Here is a 26983-nt window from a genome sequence, read left to right on the forward strand (position 1 = left end):
TTCGCTGATCTCTCGAGACATCGCAATGGGTTCAAGCGTGGCCGCCGTACCAGTCGTCGGCGCCGATCGCCGACTCGCGCCCATCTTTTTCTCGTCGGTGCGATTTCGGGTTCACCGTGAAAACGACGCGGGTGCGCACCCGTACATCCAGATCAATTGTGTCGCATTTTGGCGGGGTATCGGACTGAACGCGGAGAAGACACGCCGATTCGGGGCGCGGGCGGCAACGCACCCTCCGTAGCGTGCTCGGCGCGGCGGACGGCCACGCCAGGCCCCGGGGAAGGTCAGGCTCGGCGAGCGGTCACGAGGCCGGATTCGTAGGCCAAGACGACCAGCTGGGCGCGGTCGCGGGCGTGCAGCTTGGTCATGGCCCGGTTGACGTGCGTCTTGGCGGTCAGTGGGCTGATCACCAGATGCTCGGCGATCTCGTCGTTCGACAGGCCCCGGGCAACGAGCGTGACCACCTCTCGCTCGCGGTTGGTCAGCTCGGTCAGGCCGGGAGCCTCCCCCGAGTCCGGTGGCCTGCTGACGTAGCGGTTGATCAGTTTGCGGGTGATCGACGGCGCGAGCAGCGCGTCACCGCGGGCCGCCACCCGGACGGCGTACAGGAAGTCCTCCGGATGGATGTCCTTGACCAGGAACCCGGCCGCACCCGCGCGCAGGGCGTCGAAGACGTACTCGTCCAGGCCGTAGTTGGTCAGTATCACCACGTGCACTCCGGTCAGGGCCGGGTCGGCGGCGATGCGCCGTGTTGCCTCGATGCCGTCCACGACAGGCATCTGGATGTCCACGAGTGCGATGTCGGGGAGGTGTTCGCGGGCCAGCTCGACGCCCCGGGCGCCGTCGGCGGCCTCGGCCACGACTTCGATATCTTCCTCCGCGTCGAGCAGCGCGCGAAATCCGCTACGGATCAGCGACTGGTCGTCGACCAGCAGGACGCGGATCACCGGGCCCGCTCCACAGGTAGCTCGGCGCGAACGGTGAAACCGCCCTCACCGCGGGGTGCGGCATGTAACCGGCCGCCGAGGGCGGTGACCCGCTCGCTCATCCCGAGCAGCCCCACGCCAGGCGCCGGCGTGGTGTCGGGCGTGGCGCGGCCGTCGTCGTCCACTCGGATCACCAGGGCGTCGGGACGGTGCTCGATGTGGACCGACGCGGTGTCGGCGGCGGCGTGCCTGGTGATGTTGGTCAGCGATTCCTGGACGATCCGGTAGGCGGTCCGGTCCACCGCCACAGGCAGGGCCTCGCGTTGCCCCTCGACCGTCAGCTTCGCGTCCAAGCCGGTCGCGCGGACGCCTTCCACCAGCGCAGGCACCTGATCGAGCCCGTACGACGGTTCGCGGTCGTCGCGCAGGGCCTCCAGTGTGGCCCGCAGCTCCCTGGATGCCTCGCGGCCTGCCGCCAGGATCGCCAGCAACGCCTCGGGGACCTGCTCGCCGCGCCTGCGGGCCAGATGTACGGCCACCTCGGCTTGCAACTTGATCACCGAAATCTGATGGGTCAGCGAGTCGTGCAATTCCCGCGCGATATGCAGGCGTTCTTCGTCGGCCCGCCGCCGCGCGGTCTCCTCACGGGTACGCTCGGCCTCCTCGGCCCGCCGCTCGGCCTGCCGCAGCGCTTCGCCCGCGGCGCCTGCGGCGACCAACCACGCCAGTTGCAGCACGCCACGGGCTTGCGCGAACGCCTCGCCCACGGGCAGCCCGCGCGGTGCGATCAGCAACGCGAGCGGCATGACGAGCACCATGACAACCGACCCCGCCACGGCCGCCACTCGGCGCCCCGCACGGAACGCCGCGTACACGGCGAACAGGAACGCGACAGCGGGCACGTCCACCCCGATGGCCTGGTAGGCCAGCGCGGTCGACCCGGTCACCGCCAGCACCACGACCGGCGCCCGGCGGCTGGCGGCCAACGACAACCCGCCTGCGACCAGCAGCACCCACCCGGCCACCGGCCCCGACAGCCCCGAGACGAGCTGGAACACCGCGATGCCCACGGCGATCGCCCAGTCCCGAAGCCGTTCCATGGCTGCACCCTAACCCGATGCCCGCGCGGGAGAGTCGTCCACCGGAATGATCACTGTCTACCGCGGACGCGGTACTCCCCTCCGGTTCCTACGCCCTCGGTGGCAGCGTGAAGTTGCTGCGCGTGCAGGACGACCGGAAGCGGTACGGCAGACAGGATGGGCTCCGTCCGCGTCGTTGAAGAAGGAGCACACCATGTCCGTTCCGCACCTGCTCGCCACCTCGGAGCTTCTCGCCCAGGCGGGCAGCTCCGGGTTGACCCCCGGCCGCTTCTGGTCCCTGGTCGGTGTCGCGGTGGGCCTGCTGGGCGTCGTCACCGGCGTCCGGGCCGTCATCCACCGCGCTGGACGCCGCGGCGCGATCACCGCGCTGGCTGCCGGAGTGACCGGGCTGGTGCTCGGCGGACTGGTAGTGGCCGCCGCCGAAGGCGGACCGGGCACGGGATACGGGATCGTCGGCGGCTTCGTGGCCTTGGCCGTCGGGCTGGTCGCCGCCGTCCTCGGCGCGGTCGCGTTGAAGAAGAACCCGCTGTCGTCGTGACCCGCGCTCCGCGCCCCACCGGACCATAGTCGAAGGCAGGCCGCGCGAGATGCAGTGATTGCGCTGTTTGCTAAACTCTGCAAACAGGGTGCGGCCGTGGATGCCGAGCCGCCGCCGGTGGGAGTGGAAGGAGTGGTCATCGATGCCCGGACTGCAGCGACCGCTCTATCAGATGAAGGCCGACTTCTTCAAAACACTCGGGCATCCTGTGCGGGTGCGGGTGCTCGAGCTGCTCAGCCAGCGTGAGCACGCCGTCTCCGAGATGCTGACCGAGATCGAAATCGAGGCGGCCAACCTGTCTCAGCAGTTGTCGATCCTGCGGCGCGCCGGCCTGGTGACCGCGCGCCGCGAAGGGCTCTCGGTGACCTACGAATTGACAACCCCCGAGGTCGCACAACTACTGGCCGCCGCACGGGCCATCCTCACCGGCGTCGTCGCAGGCCAAGTCGAAGCCTTGGAAGAACCCGCCTGACCTCCGTCACCCCCGGAGGGTGCGCACGTGGCCTTTGATTGCAGCTTTTCTAAACTAATAACCTAATTGTTTGCGAAGGAGATGTCCGTCTTGACCAACCATCTAGACGTCGCCGCGAGCGTGCAGTGCCCCACCGAGCACGAGGGCATCCTGGCGTGGGTCGCCGAAGTCGCGGAGTTGACCGCGCCCGATCACATCGTGTTCTGCGACGGCTCGCGGGCGGAGTGGGACCGGCTCACCGGACTGCTGGTGGAGAAGGGCACCTTCGTGCCGCTCGCGGCGAAACCGAACTCCTTCTGGTGCGCGTCGGATCCCGACGACGTCGCGCGGGTGGAGGATCGCACCTTCATCTGCTCGGAACTTCGCGAGGACGCGGGCCCGACCAACAACTGGGTCGATCCGCTGGACATGCGCACGGTGATGACCGAGCACTATCGCGGGGCCATGGCGGGACGGACGATGTATGTCATCGCGTTCTGCATGGGACCGTTGGATGCCGACGATCCGAAGTACGGGGTGCAGCTCACCGATTCGGAGTATGTGGCGGTGGCGATGCAGGTCATGACCCGCTCCGGTGCGCCGGTGTGGGACAAGATCACCGATGGAACCGGTTTCGTGAAGTGCCTGCACTCGGTCGGCGCGCCTCTGCGAGAAGGCGAGGTGGATGTGCCGTGGCCGTGCGATGCGACCAAGTACATCTCACATTTCCCGGAGCGCAGGGAGATCTGGAGTCACGGCTCCGGGTACGGCGGTAACGCGCTGCTGGGCAAGAAGTGTTTCGCGCTGCGCATCGCCTCGGTGCTCGGGCGTGACGAGGGGTGGCTGGCCGAGCACATGCTGATTCTCAAACTCACCTCCCCGCGGGGAAAGGTCCATTACATCGCGGCCGCGTTCCCGTCCTCGTGCGGCAAGACCAACCTCGCCATGCTCGAACCCGCCCTGCCGGGCTGGCGGGCGGAGACGATCGGCGACGACATCGCCTGGATGCGGTTCGGAGCCGACGGCCGACTGTACGCGGTGAACCCGGAGGCGGGGTTCTTCGGCGTCGCCCCGGGGACCGGAGCACGGACCAACCCGAACGCCATCGCCACGATCGATGCCGGGAATTCGATCTTCACCAACACCGCACGCACCGATGACGGTGACGTGTGGTGGGAAGGCTTGACCGATACACCACCCGCGCATCTGATCGACTGGCACGGCCAGGACTGGACCCCCGATGCGGAAAGCACTGCCGCGCATCCGAACTCCCGATACTGCACCCCGATCCGGCAGTGCCCGACGGTAGCGGCGGAGTGGGACGACCCGGCCGGGGTGCCGATCTCCGCGATCTTCTTCGGCGGCCGCCGCAAGACGACGATTCCCTTGGTGACCGAGACCTTCGACTGGGAACACGGTGTGTTCACCGCGTCGGTGCTGTCGTCGGAGACCACCGCGGCCGCGGCGGGAGCGGTGGGTGTGGTGCGGCGGGATCCGATGGCGATGCTTCCGTTCCTCGGCTACCACGTCGGCGACTACTTCGCGCACTGGCTGAAGCTCGGCGCCGCCGCCGACCCCGCGAAGCTGCCGAGGATATTCCAGGTCAACTGGTTCCGTCGCAGCGCCGACGGCGGTTTCCTGTGGCCCGGTTTCGGCGACAACGTGCGTGTCCTCCAGTGGGCACTCGACCGCTTGGACGGCGCGGTCGATGCCGTGGAGACCCCGATCGGGTTCGTCCCCACCGCCGAGGCTCTCGACTTGTCCGGCCTCTCGGAGCGCGCCCGGGAACTGGCGACCGCGGCGCTGGCCGTCGATATCGACGAGTGGGTGCTCGAGACCGCGTCGATCGACGAGTGGTACGCCACCATCGGCGGCAACCGGCTGCCCGATCAACTGCGTGCGCAATTGGCCGCGCTGAAGTTGCGTCTGGCCCGAGCCCTGTGAACGCGTTCGCGCTGTTGCCGCGCTGGTCGGACTGGAAACCCGCGCTCCGCGCGCCCGGAGCCGACCTGCTCTCGGGTCTGATCGTGGCCTTGGTGGCGCTGCCGCTGGCACTCGGCTTCGGCATCTCCTCAGGGCTGGGCGCGGCCGCCGGACTCGCCACCGCTGTCGTCGCGGGCGCGATCGCGGCGGTGTTCGGCGGCTCCCGCTTCCAGGTATCCGGGCCGACCGGCGCGATGACGGTGGTCTTGGTGCCCATCGTCGGCCGGCACGGCGCGAGCGGGGTGCTGGCCGTGGGGCTGCTGGCCGGGTTGGCGCTGGTGGTACTGGCCTTCGCGGGGGTCGGGCGGGCTGTGCGCTACATGCCCGCCCCGGTGATCGAAGGTTTCACCGCGGGCATCGCGGTCGTCATCGCGCTGCAACAGGTTCCGTCCGCACTGCATGTCGCGCACGCCGAGGGCGAGAAGGTGTGGCAGTCGGCATTCGACGCGGCAGGGCAATACATCGCGCACCCGCACCCCTTGACGCCTGCGACCACACTGGCGGTGGCCGCGGTGGTCCTGGCCGGTGGCCGGTATTTCCCGAAACTGCCGTTCGCGTTGATCGCGGTGGCCGCCGCGACCCTCGCAGCGCGGGCGTTCGATCTGGACCTGACTCCCATCGGAACCATTCCCTCTGGATTGCCCGCACCGACAACAGGATTCGTACGCCTCGACCAACTCGGGTCGCTGATCGCACCGGCACTGGCAGTGGCGGCACTGGCCGCGCTCGAGTCCCTGTTGTCGGCGACCGCCGCCGACGCGATGGCCGTTGGCACTCGCCACGACCCCGACCGCGAACTGCTCGGCCAGGGTATGGCGAACATCGCCGCTCCCCTGTTCGGCGGCGTGCCCGCCACCGGCGCGATCGCTCGCACCGCGGTCAACGTCCGTTCCGGCGCGCGCACCCGCCTGGCCGCGCTGACCCACGCCGTCGTGCTGGCCGCGATCATCTACCTCGCCGCACCCCTGGTGGCGGAGATCCCATTGGCAGCTTTGGCGGGCGTGTTGCTGGCGACGACCGTGCGGATGGTGGAGACCGCGTCGCTGGCCGCGATCGCCCGCGCCTCACGCGGGGATGCGATCATCATGGCGATCACCTTCGGCGTCACCGTCGCCTTGGACCTGGTGACTGCGGTCGCGGTCGGCGTCGGTATCGCCACCGTGCTCGCCTTGCGGTCGGTCGCCAAAGAAGCTCGGTTGCAGCAGGTTCCGCTGACGAATCCGGCCGACGAGACCGGGCACTCGGCAGAGGAGACCGGCCTGCTGCACGATCACATCGTCGCCTACCGCATCGAGGGGCCCCTGTTCTTCGCCGCGGCCCACCGGTTCCTGCTCGAACTGGCCGACGTATCGGATGTGCGCGTGGTCATCCTGCGCATGTCCGGAATCACCGCCCTGGACACCACCGGGGCGCTCGTGCTGAAGGATGCCATCGGCAAACTCGAGCACCGCCACATCACCGTCCTGATGTCCGGCCTGCGCCAGGATCACCGACGCCGCCTAGCCGCGATCGGCGCCCTGCCCACCGGTGGGGACGCGCACATCTTCGCCCACACCCCCGACGCCATCCACCACGCCCGGGGACCCGCACTTCATCGATAGAGGGCGTCGATGCTGTCGGCGAGGTTCTCGACGACGATCTTGCGGCGCAGTTTCATACTCGGCGTGAGATCACCGGCCTCGACGGACAGTTCGTGGTCGATGATGTCGAATCTCTTGATCTGTTCCCAGCGATCGAGTTGGGTGTTCAGGCGATCGACGTAGCCGGCGATCACCTCGTGGGTTCTTTCGTCCCGCGCGATGTCGGGGAGCGGTTTGCCCGCTAGACCGTGCTTACCGGCCCATTCGGTGATGCTCTGGGCGTCGAGGCCGACCAATGCGACACAATAGGGCCGCGTCTCTCCGTAGACGATGAATTCCGCCGCGTACGGACATATGCCTTTGAACGTGGCGGCGATCGCGGACGGCGCGACGTACTTGCCCTGTGAGGTCTTGAACAAGTCTTTCTTGCGGTCGGTGATGTGCAGGAATCCGTCTGCGTCGATCTCGCCGATGTCGCCGGTGTGGAACCAGCCGTCCGCGTCCAAAGCCTCGGCGGTGGCTTCGGGGCGGTCGTGATAACCACTCATCACACCGGGACTGCGCAGCAGGATCTCGCCGTCCTCGGCGATCTCGGCCTCGGTGCCGGGAAACGGCTTGCCCACGGTTCCGAACCGGTATGCACCCGGGCGATTGATGAACGAGGCGGCGGCGGTCTCGGTCAAACCGTACCCTTCGAGAACGACGAGGCCGATCGCGTCGAACCACTGCGCGACATCACGGTCCAAGGGGGCGGCCGCCGAAACGAAATACCGCAGCCGACCACCGAAGCGTGCGCGGATTTTCGAGAGCACCAGCTTGTCGGCGACTCTGTACCGCCACAAGACCGGCAACGACGGATCTTTGCCGGCCTGCCTCGCCCGCGAAACCTCCAGACCGACGCCGACCGCCCAATCGAAGACCTTCTTCTTGATCCCGCCTTCTTCGGCCATTGCGCTCTCGATCCTGGCATGCGCCTTCTCGAAGATGCGCGGGGCGGCCGCCACGATGGTGGGGTGCAATACCGCCAGGTTCTCCACGATCTTGTCCACCCGGCCGTCGATCGCCGTGGGAAAGCCGATCAGCGGCGCGAGCGCCAGCATCACCTTGCCGAACGCGTGGGACAGCGGCAGCCATAAGAAGTTCAGGTCGTCCGGGCGGAGAACGTTCACGGCATCGATCGCCGCGGCGCTGTACGTCCATGCGGAATGCGGCAGCCGAACCCCTTTCGGAGTGCCGGTCGTCCCGGAGGTGTACATGATGCTGCCCAGGTGCTCGGGCCGGATGCCGCGGATGCGATCGACCACCGCGCCGGGGGACGCGGCGAGCAGTCCGCGTCCGCGCTGCTCGAGCTCATCGAGCGTGATCACCCAGTTTCCGTCGCCTTCGCCGTCGAAGATCACCACCTGTCGCACGTCGGGCAACTCGGCACGGTGCTCGATCAGTTTGCCGACCTGCGACCGATCCTCGGCGAGGACGACACGGCTGCCCGAGTTGGCCACGATGAACGCGACGCCAGGGGCGTTGGTGGTGGGGTACACGGTGGTGGTGGCCGCACCAGCGCACATCACGGCGAAGTCGGCGAGCACCCATTCGTATCGCGTGGACGATATGAGGGCGACCCGGTCCTCGGCTCGAATTCCGAGCGCGATCAGCCCGGCGGCGATGATGTCGACGCGCTCACCGAACTGTTTCCAGGACACGCTCGCCCAGCGACCATCGGAAAGGAATCGGAATGCCTCCGTGGCGGGAGTCTCCGCGATGCGGTCGACCAGGAGCTGCGCAACCGAGGTTGCCCGGTGCTCGATCTTGCTGAGATCGGGAGGTTCCTCGGCATTCCAGAGGAACTTCATCGCCTCATTTTACAAACTCTTTCCGGGACCCAGAGCCGAGACTGCCTCCCGAACCTCTGATCGCGCAGCACCCGGCCGGGCGCGGCGACGCCGGGTCCGATGCCGTCGGCAATCGCGATTCGGGACCTTCGTCCCTCGCGGTGCACCGTCCAGCTCACGAGACTCGAAAACGGACGTCTCTATCCGACCGAACAGAGGTCTCGACAATGCCTGACGACCCCATGGTGATCGATCGTGCCGGTCTGGATCGTCTGGTGGACGTGCTGCGGGAGCGGGGATACCGCGTGATCGGGCCACAGGTGCGCGGTGGCGCGATCGTCCTGGACGAACTGGACTGCGGCGGGCGACTCCCCGCCGGGTGGGGTGTGGAAACCGCGCCCGGACGGTATCGGCTGCGTCGCCGCGACGACGTGGCGGTCTTCGCCCATTCGGCCGGACCCGGCTCCTGGAAACAGTTCCTGCATCCGCCGCGTCGCAAGATAGCCCAGTTGGGGCCGGACCTCGAGCCGGAACCCGTGGCGGACGCACCGGTCCGGTCCGCGTTCCTGGGCGTCCGCGGGTGCGACCTCACCTCGATCGCGATCCTCGGGCGCGTGCTCGGCGGCGGGACGTACTCCGATGCTTCGTTCGTCGACCGCAGGAAAGATCTCTTCATCGTCGCGGTGAACTGCACAGAACCCGGTGGGGTGTGTTTCTGCGCGTCGATGGGTACGGGCCCTGGGGTCTCGGCCGGATACGATCTGGCTCTCACCGAGCGAATCGATGTCGATGGCCACCGGTTCCTCGTCGACGTGGGCAGTGCGGACGGAGCCGAAATCCTCGCCGAGATCACCGCACGCAGTGCCGACGCCACGGAGGTCACCGACGCCCGTGCGGAGGTGTCCGCGGCGGCCGACCGGATGGGCCGGACGATGCCCGAGGTCGACATCCGCGCTCTGCTGCGCGACTCGCGGGAGTCCCCGCACTGGCAGGATGTCGCGAGTCGCTGCTTCACTTGCGGGAACTGCACCATGGTGTGTCCCACCTGTTTCTGCACCACCACCGAGGACGTCACCGATCTCACCGGAGACCACGCCGAACGCTGGGAGCACTGGTCGTCGTGCTTCGAACTGGACTTCTCCTACCTGCACGGCGGCAGCGTGCGGCAATCCGGCGAGAGCCGCTACCGGCAGTGGATCACCCACAAGCTCAGCACCTGGCACGACCAGTTCGGCAGTTCGGGGTGCGTCGGCTGCGGACGGTGCATCGCCTGGTGTCCCGCCGAGATCGATCTGACCGCCGAGGTGGCCCGGCTGGCCGAACTGGCCGAGGAAACCGACCATGCCGACCGGTGAGGAATTGTCCGGGTTCGGGCAGTTGGCGGCGCTGAGCGAGAACGAGCTGCGCACACTGGCCCGCGCCGGGCGTGACGTGGCCTTCCCCGTCGGCCACCGGATGATCACCGAAGGCGGGCAGGCCGACCGATGCTGGCTGATCGGACACGGCCGAATACTGCTGGACGCCCAGGTGCCGGGGCGCGGAGCCGTTGTCCTCCAGACACTCGGCGGCGGCGATCTGCTCGGCTGGTCCTGGCTCGTACCACCGTATCGGTGGCATTTCGGCGCGGTGACCGCCGAACCGGTCGAGGCCGTCGAATTTGACGCGCGAATATTGTCCGAACTGGCCGATCAGGACCCGCGATTCGGCCGCGCGCTGGCCATGATGCTCTTCGAGGCGCTGCTGGAACGACTACAGGCTACCCGGGCGCGGCTGCTCGACCTCTACCGCAACCCTACCGAAACGTGCGCCGCCGCCGCAGCGCGCGGCACGGCCGGACGAGGCGCCCGATGAGCGTCGACACGCAGACCCGCACGGTGCCGTACGGCGACACGATGCTGCCTTACCGCGTGATAGACCGTGTCATACAGACCCCGGACACCGTGACACTGCGCCTGGAGCCGGTGCGGGATGCCGCGCGACGTTTCGGGGCGGGGCAGTTCATGATGCTCTACAGCTTCGGTGTGGGCGAGATCGCGATCTCGATCAGCGGGAATCCCGCCGCCGACGACGGCATCCTCGAACACACAATCCGCGCGGTCGGAGCGGTCAGCGCGGCGTTGCACGACACCGAGATCGGCGGCCGGATCGGCGTCCGCGGTCCGTTCGGCACCGGGTGGGACCTGGCGTCAGCGATCGGAGGAGATCTGGTCATCGTGGGCGGCGGCGTCGGGCTCGCGCCGCTGCGATCAGCGGTGCTCACCGCGCTCGCCGCCCGGTCGGACTACCGGCGGATCGTGCTGATCAGCGGAGCCCGCACCCCGGCGGACATGTTGTTCCGTGACGACCAGCGACGGTGGCCGACGGCGGGTTCGGTCGAACTCGAGCAGACCGTCGATCGCCCCGCGCCGGGCTGGCGAGGCCGCGTCGGCTTCGTCACCGAGCCCCTGGCCCGCCTGACCGTGGACCCCGGCAACACCACGGCCCTCCTCTGCGGCCCGGAGACGATGATGCGCTTCTGTGCGCAGACTCTCCTGCGCAGAGGGATCTCCGCCGCCGACATCCAAGTGTCCTTGGAGCGCAACATGCAGTGCGGTGTCGCGCGATGCGGTCACTGCCAACTCGGCCCGCTGCTGTTGTGCCGGGACGGACCCGTGGTCGACTACGCGACCGCCGAGCCACTCCTGGCGGTGGGTGAACTATGACCGAGACACCGACCCTCGCGGTGTGGAAGTTCACTTCCTGTGATGGGTGCCAGCTCACCCTGCTCGACTGCGAGGACGAACTGCTCGCCCTGGCGGGCCGGGTGCGCATCATCCATTTCGTGGAAGCTTCCAGCACCATGGAGCCAGGCCCTTACGATGTGTCGCTGGTCGAGGGCTCGATCACGACCGAGGAACAGCGCCGCCGCATCGTGGAGATCCGCGAGCAGTCCAGGATTCTGGTGGCGATCGGGGCATGCGCTACTCATGGCGGGATCCAGGCGCTGCGCAATTTCGCTGACGTCACCGAGTTCACCTCGGTGGTGTACGCCAGCCCGGAGTACATCGCCACCTTGGGCGCCTCCACCCCGATCTCCGCGCACGTACCGGTGGACTTCGAGCTCCGTGGCTGCCCGATCGACCGGCGTCAGCTTCTCGACACCCTGTGCGCGTTCCTGGCCGGCCGCGCACCCGACATCCCGAACACCAGCGTGTGCACCGAGTGCAAACGCCGCGGCACCACCTGTGTGATGGTCGCCGAGGGAATTCCCTGCCTCGGCCCGGTCACGCAGGCGGGATGCGGCGCCCTGTGCCCGGCCTATCACCGCGGGTGTTTCGGTTGTTTCGGTCCGATGGCGAAACCCAATATCCACGCGCTACTTCCCATACTGCGCGTCAACGGCATGGAACCCGCCGACATCGACCGCGTTTTCGCCACTTACGCCGCAGCCGCTCCGGAGTTCGCGAACAGGGACGGCGATGATTCAGCGTAGGCAGCTGAAGGTCGGCTCGCTGGCTCGAGTCGAAGGAGAAGGCGCGCTGCGCGTCGTCATCGCGGACGGGCAGGTGGAAAGCGCCGAGCTGAACATCTATGAGCCACCGCGATTCTTCGAAGCATTTCTGCGCGGACGCGCCTACACCGAGCCCCCGGACATCACCTCCCGCATCTGCGGGATCTGCCCGGTCGCCTACCAGACCAGCGCATGCAACGCGCTCGAACAGCTTTGCGGCGTCGAGCTGGACCGCCCACTGGCCGACCTGCGCAGACTTCTGTATTGCGGCGAATGGATCTCCAGCCACGCCCTGCACATTCACCTACTGCACACTCCGGACTTCCTCGGCTACCCGGACGCCATCGCGCTCGCCACCGACCACCGCGAACTCGTCGAACAAGGACTGGCGACGAAGAAGGCGGGCAACGCGCTGCTGGAACTCCTCGGTGGCCGGGCCATCCATCCGGTCAACGTCCGGCTCGGCGGCTTCTACTCGGTCCCGGAACCAGCCGATTTCGGTCCCGTGATCGAGTTACTCCGCAACGCGCGCGACTGCGCGGAGCGAACGGGACGTCGAGCGGCTGCCTTCGAGTTTCCCGAGCTTGAACTAGATTCCGCCTTTCTCGCCGCCACGGTACCGGACCGATACGCCATCGACACCGGGACTGTGCACACCAGCACCGGGCTCCGGCTCTCCGCGGCGGAAGTTCCCGTGCACGTGCACGAGCACCAGGTACCGCACTCCACGGCCTTGCACGCCATGCTCGACGGCGAACCCTATCTCACCGGACCACTGGCCCGGTACACGCTCAACTACCACCAGCTGTCCCCGAGCGCCCGCCAGGTCGCGGCCGAGATCGGCCTCGGCACCGAATGCCGTAATCCGTTCCGCAGCATCCTGGTTCGCGTGGTCGAGGTCGTCTACGCCATCGAGGAGGCGCTGAGTCTCATCGCCGCCTACGAACGCCCCTCCCGTGCGGCGGTGCCCGTAGCGCCCCGCGCCGGAACCGGCCACGGGGTGAGCGAAGCCCCCCGTGGACTGCTCTACCACCGCTACGAGATCGACGATCGCGGCATCGTGCGCGCGGCCACGATCATCCCACCGACGTCCCAGAACCAAGCCGTCATGGAGGACGACCTGCGGCGCGCGGTCGCGGACAATCTCGATCTCGACGATGCCGCGCTCGCAGCGGTATGCGAGCGCGAGATCCGCAACTACGATCCGTGTATCTCCTGCTCGGCGCATTTCCTGGACATCGACGTGGTGCGCCGATGACCGAGCATTGGGCCGTGGTCATCGGCGTGGGCAACGCCTACCGCAGTGACGACGGAGTCGGTTCGGCCGTCGCACTCCAGATCGAAAGATTGGACATTCCAGGAGTTCTGGTAACCCTGTCGGACGGTGAACCCATGAGCGTCGCCGATCTCTGGGCCGGTATGGACCTCGCCGTGGTGATCGACGCTGTGCGCTGTGAGCCGTCGGCTCCCGGCCGGGTACGTCGCGGTGGTATCGATCTGCTCCGGCACACCCGCACCGTCGCGTCCTCTCACACGCTGGGGATCCAGGACGCGTTACCGTTGAGTCGCGCGATCGGCCGCGTGCCCGGCCGGATCGTCGTCATCGCGGTGGACGCGGCATGCCTGGACCTTGGGATCGGCTTGTCGGAGCCGGTCGCCGCCGCCGTTCCACACGCGGTCGAAGCCGTCCGCGCGGAACTGCGCAGAGCCGCGCCGGCGAATCACCCGCACCGGTAACTCGGATCAGTGTGCTGGGCGCCGGACCGACCTCGATTCGGCGATGCTCGGTCCGGTCGTCATCTCGAACGGACCACGATCATCGGCACGTCGATCGAGTGCAGCAGCGCATTGCTGGTCGACCCCAGTACCGTGCTCGCGAAGCCGCCTCGCCCGTGCGTGCCCACTACCACCAATTGCGCGGTCGCCGACGTGTCCAGCAGGGATCGCGCCGGGCGATCCGCGGTGACGATACGCCGCACGGGAACATCGGGGTAGCGTTCGCTCCAGCCGGCGAGGCTCTCCGCCAGCACCGCCTCCGCCGATTCGCGGGCTTCGTCCCATGCTCGGATCGGCACGTCGGGACCGCTGGTGTCGCTCCATGCGTGCAGCGCCACCAGCTCCACTTTCCGCCGCGATGCCTCCTCGAAGGCGAGTTCGACGGCGGGCACGCTGTTATCGGTGCCGTCGACGCCGACGAGCACGGGTTGACGGGCCGATACCGGGTCGATCGCCGACATTCCATGGATCACCGCGACCGGGCACAGCGCGTGATGAGTGGTCGCGGTACTCACCGAACCGAGCAGTCCGCGCTGGAACGCGCCGAGCCCGCGGCTACCGACCACCAGCATCCGTGCCTGCGCGGAGCGCTCGATGAGCAGCGGAATGACCAGTTCGAAGCTCACCTCGGTGGTGATCGCGGGCTCATCCCCGGGCGCGGCTGTGCGCGCGACCCGCGCGGCCTCGGCGAGGATGCGTTCGCCGTCCCTGCGCATCCACTCCAGGTCCGCCTCTCCCAGCGAGATACCCGGCCCGAAACCGGTCGGTATGGCCATGGACGTGATGATGCGCAGCGGGCAACGGTGCAAAGCCGCTTCGGCGGCCGCCCAGGCCACCGCTTGATACGAACTGGCCGAGCCGTCCACCGCCGCCAGGATCGACGAGTTCGGTGGGGCGAGGCGCGAGGACTCTTCAGTGGACATGCCGAGTTCCTTTCAGGGCCGGGTTCACTGCCTTACGCGGTGGCCGGGTGGCGGGCGGGAGATTCGTTCCGATATCGCCGCCCACCTCTTCCGACGACCGGCGCCATCAGCTTCGAGGATCGCGCTTCGGGCGGATCGTCGACAGAGACAAAGGTCATGCGTCGGACGGGACATCAGACCCCGCCTCGACCGCCGCGCGAAGCCGCCACCTCGATCGGCAGCGTGCGCGAACACGGCGCTGGCCGGTACTCGAGGTGAGCCAGGAAGACCACCGCCCGGCCCGCCATGGCGAAAGTCCCACGGGAATGGTCGATTCGCCTCTGTTGCCGTCTCTCTCCGCCGCCCTACCGTCGGAGACCTCACCCGGTAGAGCGCAGAGGAGAACATCGTCATGCGCGCGCGAATAGTCTACGAATCGATGTTCGGGAACACCGCCGCGATCGCGGAAGCCATCGCCCAGGGACTGCGTGAGCATGTCGAAGTGGAAGTCGTGAACGTGGTGGCGGCGGCGGAAGTGTGCGCGACGGTGAACCTGCTCGTGGTCGGCGGCCCTACTCACGCGTTCGGGCTCAGCCGCCCGCAGACCCGCCGCGACGCCGCCAAGCTCACCAATGCTCCGGTCGCGACCGCCATCGGTGTCCGGGAATGGCTCGCGGCCGCACTGCCGGTATCGGCCGGCCACCGCGCGCTGGCTTTCGGCACGAAAATCGCCGAACCGCCCTGGCTGGCGGGCTCGGCCGCACGCGGTATCGGGAAACGACTGTCCCGCTTGGGCTATTCGCTCGCCGATCAGCCGGTGGATTTCCTCGTCGCCGATACGACCGGCCCGCTCATACCGGGCGAGCTGGACCGCGCTCGGGTGTGGGCGGCCCGAATCGCCCACACCGAACTCGACCGAAGGATGCACCACACCTGACGGTGTGTCGATGCGATTCAGTGTTCGCGGTGACCATCCCGACTATTCACCCCGCGAGTCCGGGTACCGAGTCCATCAGCCGGACCGTCTCCCCTGGCGTCAGGCGTGTGGTCTGATCCCGGCAAGTGATCTCGATAGGCGGTGACGGGCCGGGATCGGAGCTGATCTCGACGCCTTCACCGCTGACCCGGACGGTCAGCCGATGACCGCGATAGATCACCGGGAAACACAGGGCGCCGAGGGACTCCGGCCAGTAAGGGCAGAACACCAGCCGGTCGCGGCGCAGCTCCATGCCGGTGAAGCACCGTTGCAGCAAGTCGACGCTGCCCGCCATCGCCGCGAGGTGAATTCCCTCCGCGGTGGTGCCGCCCTGGATATCGGCGACGTCGGAGCCGAGCACCTGATCGAAGAACTCCACGGCGCGATCCCGGTTGGCCCGCGCCAGCACCCACGCGTGCACCAGCGCGCTGAGTGTCGAGCCGTGCGACGTGCGCGACAGGTAGTAGTCGATGGTCCGCGGGATCATCTCGCCGGGCAGGTCGTATCCGAGATGGGCCAGCAGTTCTCGGAGTTCGTCGGCGGACAGCAAGTAGAAAAGCATCAGCACATCCGCCTGTTTGGCGGCCCGGTAGCGGTTGACGTCGTCGCCCTCGGCGTCGAGTATCCGGTCCAGCCGCTGGATGTTCCCGTAGCGCCGCCGGTAGTGGTCCCAATCCAGCTCGGCCAGTCGCTCGTATCCCTCGAACTGGCTGATCACTCCGTCATGGAACGGCACATACATCCGCCGAGCCACGACCGGCCAGTGCTCCGCTTCCGACGGCTGCACCGACAACTTCTCCAGCAACTCCGACCGCTCGCGCGGAGCCAGCAGGGCGAGCGCGTCGATCGCGCGCAGGATCACCCAAGCCGCCATCACGTTGGTGTAGGCGTTGTTGTCGATACCGGCCTCGGGCGCGTCCGGATAGCCGGAATGAAACTCGTCGGGGCCGATCACGCCGCGGATGGTGTAGCGGTCGCGCCCGGCGTCGTAGGCGGCCAGGCTGGACCAGAAACGGGCGATCTCCACCAGTAGCTCCGCGCCGCACTCGACGAGGAACTCACCGTCTGCGGTGGCTTGGTAGTACTGCCAGACGTTGTAGGCGATCGCGATACCGATGTGGTGGGCGCGGCGGCTCGGATCCGGATTCCACGCGCCGGACAGCGGATTCAAGTGCAGCCGCTGGCTCTCCTCGCGGCCGTCGCTGCCGGACTGCCACGGAAACATCGCACCTACCAGCCCCGCTTCCGCGGCTGCCCGCCGGGCCTCGGGCAGGCGGCGATAGCGGTAGCGCAACAGGGAGCGGGTCAAACCGGGGAAGCGCGGATTCAACACCGGGAAGACGAACAGCTCGTCCCAGAACACGTGCCCGCGATACGCCTCGCCGTGCAAGCCGCGCGCGGGCACACCCACATCCATGTCCGTCGTGTTCGGCGACAGCGTCTGCGCCAGATGCAGCAAGTGCAGACGCACGGTCCGCGTCGCGTCTCGCGCACCGTCCAGATCGATGCGCAGCCGCGCCCACAAGTGCTCCCACGCCACGACATGGCCCTCGAACAGATCCGCGTAACCGCCTGCGCCGGTGATCGTCCGGGCAGCTTCTTCCTCGGGACCCGCGGCCGCGTTGTCGCGGCCGGTGAACACCGCCACGATCTTCTCCACCGTCACCGGCTCGCCGGCTGCGATGTCGACGGTGTACTCGTGACCGATTGATCCGTCTCGATCGATCAGTTCCCTCGCAACGCAGGCCGGTTCCCCGCCGCGTCGCAGCGTGCTGCGCGTCGCGATCGCCACCGGTATGGCGGATGAGTTGGTCCGCACCGCGAGCAGCACCGAATCGCCGGACAGGGCTACCGCGTCCTCGACGGTCAGGTGCGTGCCGGAGAGGGCGCTGTAACGCTGCACCAGATGATTGCGTACCCTTCCTTCGATCGCCGAGCGGATTCGAACGGTGCCCGACCAATTCTCGGGGGTGATCGTCACTTCCAAGGCCCCCAGATGCGGGCAGTGCATGGCGACGAAGCGGCGTTGCGATACCACGGTGATCCGCCCCGAGACGTCGCGAAAGCGGAACCGGCGTACCAGTTCGGCGCGGCGCAGATCCAGTTCCTGGCGGTATGACACCAATTCGGCGGTATCGAGGTCGAACCAGTCGCCGCCATCGATCTGAAAGGTCACCGGAAGCCAGTTCGGCAGATTCACCAGACTCTCGTTGTCGATGACGTGCCCGGCGATCTCGTCGGAGAGCCGGTTGTACACCCCGGCGACATAAGTACCCGGATAGTGGACCGCCCCCGCGACGGTTTCCGGCGCAACCCCACGGGTGGCGAAGTAGCCGTTTCCGAGCGTGCACAGCGCCTCGCGCAACTTCTCCTCGGTCGCGTCGTACCCGTCGAAGGTGAGCGTCCACGACTCCGGCACGACGGCATCCGGTTCGGCCCGCGACAATTCCGCCAGCCGCTCGAGAAAAGCGCGCACCTGTTGTGGTCCGCCGACCGAGTAGCGGGCAGCGGTGTGCCGGTCGCCGGTCTCTTCGGCGCGCACCACGATGGCGATGCCGTCGGCTTCGACGGCATCGAAGGCGTCCTCGTCGGTCAGGTCGTCGCCGAGATAGATCGGCAACACCGGGACGGTGAGACGATCGAGGATCCACCGCAACGCGCTGCCCTTGTCCCAGTCCACATCCGGTCGCAATTCGGTGACCCGACGGCCGTGCGTCACACGCAGGCCCGCCGCGTGCCCGGCCTCGTGTACCGCGGCGATCACCCGCCCGACGTTCTCGGTCGCCACATTGCGGTGATGAACCGCGACCGCGAAGCGCTTGTGCTCGACCAGCGCTCCCGTGATGTCGGCCGATCTCCGGCGTAGTTCACCCGCGGCTTCGGCGAGGGCCCGCTCCGCTCCCGGCATGGCGTCGTGGACATGCCGGGTACCGTCGGGGGCCATCAGTTCGAAACCGTGGCTACCGGCATACCAGATGCCGTCGACACCGACGCGGTCGCGCAGGTCGTCCAGATCACGGCCGCTGATGACCGCGACCGGGCACTGCGTGGCAAGCGTCGTCAGCGCCGCGGCCACGCCGTCGACGGGTTCGGCGGCGGCGGGATCGGTGACGATCTCGGCCACCGTGCCATCGAAGTCCAGTAGGACGGCCGGCTTCTCGCCACCCAGCAGATCCACGATGCGCGACCAGTACGCCATGGCGTCGGGGATTTCCGATATCCGCCGGAAGCCGCCACGCAACCGCACCTGCGCCAGGTCGGCGACGACGAAGTCCGCCCCATGCGCCAGGAGACGATCGACGCCCGCGTGCCGGTCGAGGCCGACAACCAGTGCGAAACCTCCACTGCGGCCGGCTGCCACCCCCGCCTCGGCGTCCTCGACGACCACCGTCCGGTCCGGTTCGGCACCGAGCCGCCTGGCTGCCTCGAGCAGCATCGACGGATCGGGCTTCCCCGGCAGGCCCAGCTTCTCGGCATCGATGCCGTCCACTCGCACGGTGAACAAGTCGGCGACGCCGGCTGCCGTGAGCACTTCGGCGCAGTTACGACTGGCGGAGAACACCCCGGTACGAATGCCCGCGTCGCCGAGGCGCCGCACCAGTGTGACGGTCGATTCGAATACCCGTACTCCCTCCCGCGCGACTTGCGCCAGAAAAAGGTGATCTTTCCGGTTGCCCAGCCCGCATACCGTCTCAGCCGTTTCCGGATCGGAGGGTCTTCCCCAGGGCAGTGCGATTCCACGTGCGGCGAGGAAATCGGCGACACCCCGATAACGCGGTTTGCCGTCCACGAAGCGTAGATAGTCGTCCTCGGTGAACGGTGAGCGGTCCTGTCCGGCGCCCGCGGGGCGTTGGTTCAGGAAGGAATCGAACAATTCCGTCCAAGCCGCGGCGTGCATCGATGCGCTATCGGTGACCACCCCGTCCATATCGAAGATCACCGCGTCGTGCCTGCGTGCGTCGATCGGCGGGTCCGCCGTGGCACCTTTTCCCACGCATCCAGCCTGGACGCACCGAACCCTCCCGTCTAGGGGCCGAGGTCCCATGGCACTCGACCGACCGGGGACCACCTGCGACGAGATTCGGGACCTACGACTCCTCCGGACGCCACCTCTCGATCCCTACCGTGGCGGTATGAACGTGCCACCGTCCGGGGAAACCATCGAGAAGGCCGTATCGCTGGCCGGGCGGGCGCCGTCGCTGCACAACAGCCAACCCTGGCACTGGACATTCGACGGCCGAACCTTGCGTCTGTTCGCGGTACCCGAACGCATGCTTCCGGCGACGGACACCTCCGGCAGGCAAATGCTGATCAGCTGTGGAATCGCTCTGGATCATCTGCGCGCGGCGATGGCCGCGGCGGGCTGGCGCGTTCACGTTGCCCGCTTCCCCGATCCGAACCGCCGCCAACACCTGGCCAACATCACCTTCCAACCGGCTCCCATCATCACTGACGGCGACCGTGCTCGCGCCCACGCCATCCTGCGACGACACACCGACCGGCTGCCGTTGCAGGCGCCTGTCGGATGGCCCGACTTCGAAACCGTTCTACGCTCGACCTTCGATCCCTCCGACGCCACACTCGACGTGCTGGGTGACGACTGCCGCCCCGATCTCGCCCGCGCCTCGGAGATGAGCGCCGCGCTCCGCCGCTACGACGCCGGATACCACGCCGAATTGCAATGGTGGACCGGGCACACGATCGGCGACGCCGGTGTGCCCAGCGACGCGCTGATCTCCCAGGAGGAACGGCAGCGAGTCGGCGTGGGGCGTGAGTTCCCGACCACCACCACCGGCGACCGGCGCGGCGAGATCACCGAGGACCATTCGAGGATCCTGGTGCTTTCCACCGACGGCGACACACCCGCGGACCTGGTTCGCTGCGGTGAGGTGCTGTCGACCGTGTTACTGGAATGCACGCTCGCCGGCTTCGCGACCTGCCCGTTGACCCACCTGACCGAAGTGCCGAGCAGCCGTGCCGTGGTCCGGGAGTTGACCGGACACTCCGGCCTGCCCCAGGTGTTGGTCCGCGTCGGTATCGCACCCGAATCGCAGCCGAACGCTCCGGCGACTGCGCGCCGACCGCTCAGTGAGATCCTGGAAATGCCCGAACCCGCCCGATAACCGGATCGAGTTCATCCACCGCCGTGCTCCATCCCATCCCGTTGGACCAATGTCGTCGCTGGGCACCGTGCGCCATGCGCACGCCTTGAATTCGACCCCGAGGTTTCTCGTCCGATGCCCTGGGTACAGCCGGCGTTGCCGAGTAGCGATCACGTGTTCGCAGTGAATGGAGGCCGGGTCAATACCCGACGTCGCGGCGCCGGAAACCGGCGACAGCGATCAGCAGCCCGGCCGAAGCGGTCAGGAGGATCACGACTATGGGCGTGGCGGTGACGGGGAGCAGCGGGGCTTTCGGAAGATGGGTGAACGGCGAGGCGTCGTCGAACCAGTCGGGCAGATCGAAAGCGGCCGTGAAGAGCAAGGCGACGGCGCAGTAGGCGAAGGCGGCCCAGGCCACCGCTACAGCCGCTCTCGGAGCCCAGCCGACGCCCAGCACCGCAACCGCGATCACCGACCAGACCGCTGGTAGGTACACCAGCGCCACACCGGACATGCGCAGCGCCTGCCCGAAATCGGAGATCGTCAACCCATAGGTCAGACCGACGGCGAAACCGCCGACGGCCAGTATGAGTGCGCCGCCCCCCAAAGCGATGGCGAGATGGCTCGCCAGCCAGCGATACCGGCTGACCGGAGCGGCCAGCAGCGACTCGGCTCGTCCCGCGATCTCCTCCCCACGCGCGCGCAGCACACTGGCGACGCCGAACGCGGCAGTGAGCAGCGCGACGATCGACACCGTCAGGGACAGATACGAATTCACCGCGTCGGCCGCACCGCCGGGAAGGTAGGCGGCGATCTCGGGGTTGTCGGCGAGATAGTCCTCGATGCTCTCGGTGAACGAGCCGTAGGCGGCCCCCAGCGCGAATACGCCCAGGGCCCATCCGGCCAGCGAACCGCGCTGCAATCGCCAGGCCAGACCCAGCGGCGAGCCCAACGCCCAAGACGCCGTCGCGCGCCCTGTGCCGTAGGGAAGGAGCCCGGCGCCGAAGTCGCGTCGGTCCAGCAGAGCCAACGCCGAAGCGGTCAGCGCGACAGACGCGGCGGCGAACAACAGCACCGTCCACCAGCGGTCGCCGGCGTAGGGGTAGCTGCGCTGGGCCCACCCGATCGGCGATAACCAGGCGACTGCTCCGCTGCCCACATCGCCGATCGCCCGCGCCACGTAGGCGGCCGCCACAGCCAGCCCGACCGCCCCGTAGACGCTGCGCGGATTCTCGAAGATCTGCGCGGCGACGGCGGTGACAGCGGCGAACGTGACACCCACGCCACCGGTGACCACGCCCAGCAGCAGCGAGCCGCCCGCCGGAAGCCCGGTTGCGACGGCGGCGGCGAAGAGGACCAGAACGACGGCGATATCGGCCAGCCCCGCCAGTGTCAGCGCGGCGACGGCGGGCGCCCGGCGCCCCACCCGCGCCGAGCGGAGCAGTTCCGCTCGCCCGGTCTCCTCGTCCGAGCGAGTATGCCTGCCGACCAGGAACATGTTCATCAACGCGACCACGACCGCCAGATACGCGAGTATCTCGAACACGATCTCTCCGCCGATGGTCGTCAGCAATCGCGTGGGTCCGCCCATAGCGACGGCAGCCGCGCTGGCGCTCACCGTCTCGCGCAGCTGCGCGAGTTTCCGCGGTGTGTCATAGAAGCGCTGACTACCGACCGACTGGAAGGCGAGCAGCGCGGCGGCGCCGAGCAGCCAGCACGGTAGCGAGAACCGCTCGCGCCATAGCGCGAAGCGCAGCAGCGTACCTGTCCCGGCAAGCTCTCCTCGCGGTATCGGTCGCGAAATCAAAGTCGAGCTCACCGGTTCTCCTGCCCTGCAGGGGCCGAAGCGGCGCCGTAGTGGCGCAGGAAGATGTCCTCGAGTGTGGGCGGCGTGCTGGTGAGGCTGCGCACGCCGAGATCGGCGAGTACGCGCGTCACGGCGTCGAGGTGCGCGGTATCGACGTCGAACCTGGCCCGAGTACCGTCGCGGACGAGGTCGTGCACGCCCGTCACCGCGTCCAGAGCCGTCAAAGGCCGGATGGTCTCGACGGTGATCGTGGTGCGAGTCAGATGCCGCAGCTCGGACAGGGTGCCGCTCTCCACGGTGCGCCCACGCCGGATGATGCTCACCCGATCGCACAGTGCCTCCACCTCGGACAGGATGTGACTGGACAGCAGGACGGTCCTGCCCTCGTTCTTGGATTCCGCGATACAGCACTGGAATTCGGCTTCTTTGAGTGGATCGAGCCCAACGGTCGGTTCATCGAGCAACAGCAGTTCCGCGTCCGACGCCAGCGCCGCGACGAGCGCGACCTTCTGCCGGTTGCCCTTCGAGTAGGCACGCGCCTTCTGGTGCGGATCGAGATCGAAGCGCTCCAGCAATTCGGCGCGGCGGCGCTGGTCGATGCCGCCGCGCAGCCGGCCCATCAAGTCGATGACCTCGCCGCCGGTGATTCCGGGCCAGAGGAGGACTTCACCGGGCACGTAAGCCAATCGCGCGTGCAGGGCGACCGCGTCCGACCACGCATCACCGCCGAGCAGCCGCACCGTCCCGGAATCCGCACGCAGCAGGCCGAGAAGAATACGGATCGTCGTCGTCTTGCCCGAACCGTTCGGCCCCAGGAAGCCATGGATCTCACCGGTGCCCACGGTCAGATCCAGTCCGTCCAGCGCCGTTGCGGGACCGAACGATTTCCTCAGGCCGGCGATGGATATCGCAGACCCGGTCATCGCGGCGACCCCTCCCGCAACTGGGTAGCTCCAGGCCGGGCCACGTCGTCGACGTCGGCTGCGTGATCGCTGTCGCGCGGTTGTTGTCGGTACAGCTGCGCGATGTGCTCGTGGCGGCCGGGCCCGGTACCGGTGGTGGCGAGCGCCGCGGTGGCGGCGGCGATGCCCAGACGCACCGCCTCGGACAACTCGTACCCCCGAGCCAGGCCCACCACGACGCCCCCGACCATCGCATCGCCGGCCCCGATACCGCTGCGCACCCGCGCCTGGATCGGCGCGAACCATTCGTGCGATTCCCGAGTCACCACAAGCGCGCCCGCGGCGCCGAGGGACAGCAGCACCATCTCCGTCATTCCGGCGGTGATGAGGCTGCGGGCCTGCGCCAACTGTTCGGCGCGGTCGCTCAACGGATGCCCGGCGTAGTCGCCGAGTTCCCGCACGCTCGGCTTGATCAGGTGGACACCGCGGCGCACGCTGCGCAACGCGTTGCCTGAGGTATCCAGCACCATCCGCACACCGAGGTCGGCGACGAGATCGGTGAGGATCTGGTAGAAGTCCGCGGAAGCGCCCGGCGGGAGGGTGCCGCTGGCCACGAGATAGTCCGCGCCGAGCGCCGCACGTTCGACTGCGGCCAGGCAGCGGTGCTGTTCCGGATCGGTGAGCCGAGGGCCGGGAAAGACGAACCGATACTGCTCGCCGCCGGCGGTCTCGGTGACCGAGAGACTCTCCCGGGTGGATTCGGCTATCTGCACCGGTACCGGCGGCACTCCGGTGTCGCGCACCAGCTGTTCCAGCAGTCGGCCGTGCGGGCCGCCGGTGGGGAACACCGCTCTCACCTCGACACCGAGTTCCGCCACGGTACGCGCGACGTTGATGCCGCCGCCACCCGGGTCGTAACGCGGTGTCGCGCAACGCATCTTGTCCGTCGGTACCACCTTGTCCACCCGTGTCGCGAGATCGATCGCTGGGTTCATCGTCAATGTCACGATCCGGCTCACCGAAGCCTCCTCGCTGCCGCCCCATTCCCATTCCCGACGATTCGATCCCGTCCCGGACGCCTGCCGTCGGGTTACTCGTCGCGGCCCGGTACCGAATACTCTGCGCACTCATCGACGACCGGAGCAGAGTCGACCGCCCTTCGGACGCTGGGACCTAGGTCATCAGGCCGAACTCGGCACCGGATTGTCGACCGAGGGCGCCAGAGTGAACAGAGCTTCGTCTTCCTGCGCGAAATGCAGGGTGAGTACGGCGTCCAATCCATAGAGCGTGGCACGCAGATCATCGATCTGGTCCGCGCGGATTCCTTGTGGCGCGTCGTCGAGATGACGGCCGATGCGCCGGATGAGGCGTTCGATCTCGGTGTGCTCCCTACTCATGGTCACCATCGCCTCCGGATCGCGCAGATAGCCGGTCAACGCTGGATACAGTTCCGATTCCTCGGCGTGCTCATGCGGCAGTATGTCGTCCACCAGGAGTTCGAACGCGCGGCGGACCGCGGCGTCGGCGGTCGGCCCTGGACCGCTCGACAGTGCGTCGGCGGCCTGCCGCACGGACGCGCGTGCGGCCCGCAGTCTGCCGTGCTCACGCGCGAAACGGGTGACCAACGGCTCGATCGCCGCGGTCGGCCGACCGCGATGTACCCGCAGAGCGCGTAACGCGTTCAGGATCACCGCGACATCGATGCCCTCCTGCAAGAGCGCGCCTGCCGCGGGCATCAGCAGTCCGAACGCCGCGGCGATCATCGCCGCCAGTGACATCGCCATCCCGGCCGTCGCGCTCTGTACCGCCAAACGATGTGATCGCTGAGCGATCTCCACCGCGTCGGCGAGCCGGTCGATGCGGTCGTCCACGATCACCGCGTCGGCGGCCTGCACCGCCGCCGTCGACCCGCGCGAGCCGAGGGCGACGCCGACGTCGGCGGCCGCCAGCGCGGGCGCGTCGTTCACTCCGTCGCCGACCATCACCGTCACACCGTTGTGGCGTTCGGCCCCGATGGCCGCGATCTTGTCGGCGGGGTCGGCGTCCGCGACGACTTCGGTGAGACCGAGCAGGTGAGCGACCTCGGCCGCGTTGTCCACTCGGTCGCCGGTGAGCATGAGCAGTCGTCGAAGACCCGCCGAGCGCAGTCTGCGCATCGTTCGCTCCGCGTCGACGCGAATGCGGTCGCGCACCATCAGCGCGGCCATCGGCTGTTGATCGACGCACACCCACACCACGGCGGCCAGATCCAGCCGCGCCCGCCGCATCGCCGCCAGTGCCCACGGCGCCGGCTGCGCCTGCGCCGGAAGCCGGCCGACCCGCACCTCGCGGCCCTCGACCGTCCCGCTCGCCCCCTGCCCCGGTTCTTCCGACACCCCTTGCGCGACCGCCCGCTCTATACCGCGTTCCGCCGCCGCGGCGACCACCGCACGCGCGAGCACATGCGGCGAGAACTCTTCCACCGCCGCTGCCTGGCGTAGCACCTGCTCGGCGCGGACGCCGGGCGCGGTGACGATGTCGAGCACCTCCGGCCGTCCGACGGTCACGGTGCCGGTCTTGTCCATCGCCAGGCATCGCGCCTGCCCCAGAGTCTCCAACGCCGCACCGTCTTTCACCACCACACCGGCCCGCGCTGTCCGCGACATCCCGGCCGTGATCGCGACCGGCACCGCCAGCAGCAGCGGACAAGGGGTCGCCGTGACGACCACCGCGACCGCCCGTACCGGATCCCCCGTGAACAGCCAGGCGGCGCCCGCGACCGCGAGAGCCAGCGGTAGAAACCACACCGCGACGCGATCGGCGAGCCGCACGGTAGGAGCTGCCGCAGCGGCGGCCTGTCGCGCCAGTGTCACGATGCCGGCATAGGTGCTGGCCTCGACCGTCGCAGCGGCTCGGATGTCCACGGCTGTGCCCGCGTTGACCACACCGCTGCGCACCTCGGTATTCGCCCGTCGGACCACGGGTACCGACTCCCCCGTCAGCGCCGATTCGTCGAAGACTCCCGCGGTGCTGAGGACGCCGTCGACCGGCACCGTCTCACCGGGCAGTACCACCACGAGATCCCCGGGCGAAATCGCTGTCGCGGCGATGGTCTCGATGCCGTCGCGGCGACGGCGATGCGCCTGGGCCGGGGCTCGGCGCAACAAGGCGGACAGGTCGCGTCCGGCGCGGCGGCCCGCGTACGCCTCCAGCACCTGCCCCGTGGCCACCATGAGCGCGATCAGAGCACCGGCGAAGTACTCACCGACGACCACCGCGCCGACCAACGCCACCAAGGCGAGCAGGTCCGCGCCGTAGCGCCGTTTCAGGAGATCCGACAGCACCCATGCGGTCGCGGGAACGAGCGCGGCCACCGTGGCCACCAGCCACATCAGTTCAGCGACCTGCGCGCTCGACAGATATATCGCGAGGCCTGCGGTGACCAGCACAGCTATCACGCAGACCAACACGAGCGCACCGACCATCCGGCGACGCGCGGCACGCGATTCGCCGTCGGGCGTCGCAGCGGCGGCCGGTGCATCCGCGTGGTCAGGCAGACGCGGCATGAACTCTCCGATCATCTCGTGCCGGTGCTACGCCCGGCCGCCGTGAGCTACGGAAGGCGCCGCTCCGGCTCGGGCA

Annotated in this window: 21 protein-coding genes; 12 read left to right on the plus strand and 9 right to left on the minus strand. The window is 68.2% G+C overall.

Going from position 1 to position 26983, the window contains the following annotated elements:
- Positions 1-284: 284 nt before the first annotated feature.
- Both ACH49X_RS20615 and ACH49X_RS20620 read right to left on the minus strand, forming a co-directional pair.
- A complete protein-coding gene (locus ACH49X_RS20615; protein WP_357105184.1) occupies positions 285-947 on the minus strand; it encodes a response regulator transcription factor in 663 nt (220 codons plus the stop codon).
- On the minus strand, positions 944-2026 hold the full coding sequence (locus ACH49X_RS20620; RefSeq protein ID WP_357206034.1) for a histidine kinase: 1083 nt from the start codon (positions 2024-2026) through the stop codon (positions 944-946). The genes ACH49X_RS20615 and ACH49X_RS20620 overlap by 4 nt, the downstream gene beginning before the upstream one ends.
- Before the next feature lie 193 nt (positions 2027-2219).
- Between ACH49X_RS20620 and ACH49X_RS20625 the strand changes: the two genes are divergently transcribed.
- The 4 genes from ACH49X_RS20625 to ACH49X_RS20640 all read left to right on the plus strand — a co-directional run bounded on the left by ACH49X_RS20625 (position 2220) and on the right by ACH49X_RS20640 (position 6599).
- Positions 2220-2564 (plus strand): DUF6223 family protein, encoded by a 345-nt coding sequence (locus ACH49X_RS20625; protein WP_195081314.1) that lies wholly within the window; start codon positions 2220-2222, stop codon positions 2562-2564.
- A 142-nt stretch (positions 2565-2706) separates the two neighbouring features.
- Positions 2707-3036, plus strand: a complete 330-nt coding sequence (locus ACH49X_RS20630; RefSeq protein WP_195081313.1) for a metalloregulator ArsR/SmtB family transcription factor — start codon at positions 2707-2709, stop codon at positions 3034-3036.
- A 90-nt stretch (positions 3037-3126) separates the two neighbouring features.
- The gene (locus ACH49X_RS20635) at positions 3127-4959 is read left to right on the plus strand and encodes a phosphoenolpyruvate carboxykinase (GTP) (protein ID WP_357206037.1); all 1833 of its coding nucleotides are present in this window, start codon (positions 3127-3129) and stop codon (positions 4957-4959) included.
- Entirely contained in the window at positions 4956-6599 is a 1644-nt protein-coding gene (locus ACH49X_RS20640; protein ID WP_357206040.1) for a SulP family inorganic anion transporter, read from the plus strand. Before ACH49X_RS20635 ends, ACH49X_RS20640 begins: the two co-directional genes overlap by 4 nt.
- On the opposite strand, the gene ACH49X_RS20645 is transcribed toward ACH49X_RS20640, so the two are convergent.
- Positions 6590-8428 (minus strand): long-chain fatty acid--CoA ligase, encoded by a 1839-nt coding sequence (locus tag ACH49X_RS20645; RefSeq protein ID WP_195081311.1) that lies wholly within the window; start codon positions 8426-8428, stop codon positions 6590-6592. The genes ACH49X_RS20640 and ACH49X_RS20645 overlap by 10 nt on opposite strands.
- A 206-nt stretch (positions 8429-8634) precedes the next feature.
- Between ACH49X_RS20645 and ACH49X_RS20650 the strand changes: the two genes are divergently transcribed.
- From ACH49X_RS20650 to ACH49X_RS20675, 6 genes are read left to right on the plus strand one after another with little or no spacing between them, the layout of a single operon-like run.
- Positions 8635-9762, plus strand: a complete 1128-nt coding sequence (locus ACH49X_RS20650; protein ID WP_195081310.1) for a 4Fe-4S dicluster domain-containing protein — start codon at positions 8635-8637, stop codon at positions 9760-9762.
- A complete protein-coding gene (locus tag ACH49X_RS20655) occupies positions 9749-10258 on the plus strand; it encodes a Crp/Fnr family transcriptional regulator (RefSeq protein WP_195081309.1) in 510 nt (169 codons plus the stop codon). The genes ACH49X_RS20650 and ACH49X_RS20655 overlap by 14 nt, the downstream gene beginning before the upstream one ends.
- Positions 10255-11109, plus strand: a complete 855-nt coding sequence (locus tag ACH49X_RS20660) for an FAD/NAD(P)-binding protein (protein WP_195081308.1) — start codon at positions 10255-10257, stop codon at positions 11107-11109. Before ACH49X_RS20655 ends, ACH49X_RS20660 begins: the two co-directional genes overlap by 4 nt.
- On the plus strand, positions 11106-11879 hold the full coding sequence (locus tag ACH49X_RS20665; protein ID WP_357105167.1) for an oxidoreductase: 774 nt from the start codon (positions 11106-11108) through the stop codon (positions 11877-11879). Before ACH49X_RS20660 ends, ACH49X_RS20665 begins: the two co-directional genes overlap by 4 nt.
- Positions 11866-13155, plus strand: coding sequence for a Ni/Fe hydrogenase subunit alpha (locus tag ACH49X_RS20670; RefSeq protein WP_195081306.1), 1290 nt, complete (start codon positions 11866-11868; stop codon positions 13153-13155). Before ACH49X_RS20665 ends, ACH49X_RS20670 begins: the two co-directional genes overlap by 14 nt.
- Positions 13152-13634, plus strand: a complete 483-nt coding sequence (locus tag ACH49X_RS20675; protein WP_195081305.1) for a hydrogenase maturation protease — start codon at positions 13152-13154, stop codon at positions 13632-13634. Before ACH49X_RS20670 ends, ACH49X_RS20675 begins: the two co-directional genes overlap by 4 nt.
- A gap of 59 nt (positions 13635-13693) precedes the next feature.
- Here ACH49X_RS20675 and ACH49X_RS20680 read toward each other — a convergent pair whose 3' ends face one another.
- Positions 13694-14596, minus strand: coding sequence for a universal stress protein (locus ACH49X_RS20680; protein WP_195081304.1), 903 nt, complete (start codon positions 14594-14596; stop codon positions 13694-13696).
- Positions 14597-14987: 391 nt separating this feature from the next.
- On the opposite strand from ACH49X_RS20680, the gene ACH49X_RS20685 reads away from it, so the two are divergent.
- Positions 14988-15512 (plus strand): flavodoxin domain-containing protein, encoded by a 525-nt coding sequence (locus tag ACH49X_RS20685; RefSeq protein ID WP_195081303.1) that lies wholly within the window; start codon positions 14988-14990, stop codon positions 15510-15512.
- Between the two features lie 46 nt (positions 15513-15558).
- On the opposite strand, the gene otsB is transcribed toward ACH49X_RS20685, so the two are convergent.
- Positions 15559-19596: a trehalose-phosphatase gene (otsB, locus tag ACH49X_RS20690; protein WP_397070532.1), complete on the minus strand. Its 4038-nt coding sequence runs from the start codon at positions 19594-19596 to the stop codon at positions 15559-15561.
- Between the two features lie 88 nt (positions 19597-19684).
- On the opposite strand from otsB, the gene ACH49X_RS20695 reads away from it, so the two are divergent.
- Positions 19685-20674: an Acg family FMN-binding oxidoreductase gene (locus ACH49X_RS20695; RefSeq protein ID WP_357105159.1), complete on the plus strand. Its 990-nt coding sequence runs from the start codon at positions 19685-19687 to the stop codon at positions 20672-20674.
- 178 nt (positions 20675-20852) lie between these two features.
- On the opposite strand, the gene ACH49X_RS20700 is transcribed toward ACH49X_RS20695, so the two are convergent.
- From ACH49X_RS20700 to ACH49X_RS20715, 4 genes are all read right to left on the minus strand, one after another.
- Positions 20853-22472: an ABC transporter permease gene (locus ACH49X_RS20700; protein WP_323124259.1), complete on the minus strand. Its 1620-nt coding sequence runs from the start codon at positions 22470-22472 to the stop codon at positions 20853-20855.
- A complete protein-coding gene (locus tag ACH49X_RS20705; RefSeq protein WP_195081300.1) occupies positions 22469-23383 on the minus strand; it encodes an ATP-binding cassette domain-containing protein in 915 nt (304 codons plus the stop codon). Before ACH49X_RS20705 ends, ACH49X_RS20700 begins: the two co-directional genes overlap by 4 nt.
- On the minus strand, positions 23380-24381 hold the full coding sequence (locus ACH49X_RS20710; protein WP_195081299.1) for a 1-phosphofructokinase family hexose kinase: 1002 nt from the start codon (positions 24379-24381) through the stop codon (positions 23380-23382). Before ACH49X_RS20710 ends, ACH49X_RS20705 begins: the two co-directional genes overlap by 4 nt.
- A 162-nt stretch (positions 24382-24543) precedes the next feature.
- The gene (locus ACH49X_RS20715) at positions 24544-26907 is read right to left on the minus strand and encodes a heavy metal translocating P-type ATPase (protein WP_323124260.1); all 2364 of its coding nucleotides are present in this window, start codon (positions 26905-26907) and stop codon (positions 24544-24546) included.
- Positions 26908-26983: the final 76 nt, after the last annotated feature.

Source organism: Nocardia sp. NPDC019323, assembly GCF_044389845.1.
GTDB classification, from domain to species: domain Bacteria; phylum Actinomycetota; class Actinomycetes; order Mycobacteriales; family Mycobacteriaceae; genus Nocardia; species Nocardia implantans.

Coding starts and splice junctions, on each gene's coding strand:
- ACH49X_RS20620 (WP_357206034.1), bottom strand. CDS start 2,026: ATGGAACGGCTTCGGGACTGGGCGATCGCCGTGGGCATCGCGGTGTTC.
- ACH49X_RS20625 (WP_195081314.1), top strand. CDS start 2,220: ATGTCCGTTCCGCACCTGCTCGCCACCTCGGAGCTTCTCGCCCAGGCG.
- ACH49X_RS20630 (WP_195081313.1), top strand. CDS start 2,707: ATGCCCGGACTGCAGCGACCGCTCTATCAGATGAAGGCCGACTTCTTC.
- ACH49X_RS20645 (WP_195081311.1), bottom strand. CDS start 8,428: ATGAAGTTCCTCTGGAATGCCGAGGAACCTCCCGATCTCAGCAAGATC.
- ACH49X_RS20650 (WP_195081310.1), top strand. CDS start 8,635: ATGCCTGACGACCCCATGGTGATCGATCGTGCCGGTCTGGATCGTCTG.
- ACH49X_RS20655 (WP_195081309.1), top strand. CDS start 9,749: ATGCCGACCGGTGAGGAATTGTCCGGGTTCGGGCAGTTGGCGGCGCTG.
- ACH49X_RS20660 (WP_195081308.1), top strand. CDS start 10,255: ATGAGCGTCGACACGCAGACCCGCACGGTGCCGTACGGCGACACGATG.
- ACH49X_RS20665 (WP_357105167.1), top strand. CDS start 11,106: ATGACCGAGACACCGACCCTCGCGGTGTGGAAGTTCACTTCCTGTGAT.
- ACH49X_RS20670 (WP_195081306.1), top strand. CDS start 11,866: ATGATTCAGCGTAGGCAGCTGAAGGTCGGCTCGCTGGCTCGAGTCGAA.
- ACH49X_RS20675 (WP_195081305.1), top strand. CDS start 13,152: ATGACCGAGCATTGGGCCGTGGTCATCGGCGTGGGCAACGCCTACCGC.
- ACH49X_RS20680 (WP_195081304.1), bottom strand. CDS start 14,596: ATGTCCACTGAAGAGTCCTCGCGCCTCGCCCCACCGAACTCGTCGATC.
- ACH49X_RS20685 (WP_195081303.1), top strand. CDS start 14,988: ATGCGCGCGCGAATAGTCTACGAATCGATGTTCGGGAACACCGCCGCG.
- otsB (WP_397070532.1), bottom strand. CDS start 19,596: ATGGGACCTCGGCCCCTAGACGGGAGGGTTCGGTGCGTCCAGGCTGGA.
- ACH49X_RS20695 (WP_357105159.1), top strand. CDS start 19,685: ATGAACGTGCCACCGTCCGGGGAAACCATCGAGAAGGCCGTATCGCTG.
- ACH49X_RS20705 (WP_195081300.1), bottom strand. CDS start 23,383: ATGACCGGGTCTGCGATATCCATCGCCGGCCTGAGGAAATCGTTCGGT.
- ACH49X_RS20715 (WP_323124260.1), bottom strand. CDS start 26,907: ATGCCGCGTCTGCCTGACCACGCGGATGCACCGGCCGCCGCTGCGACG.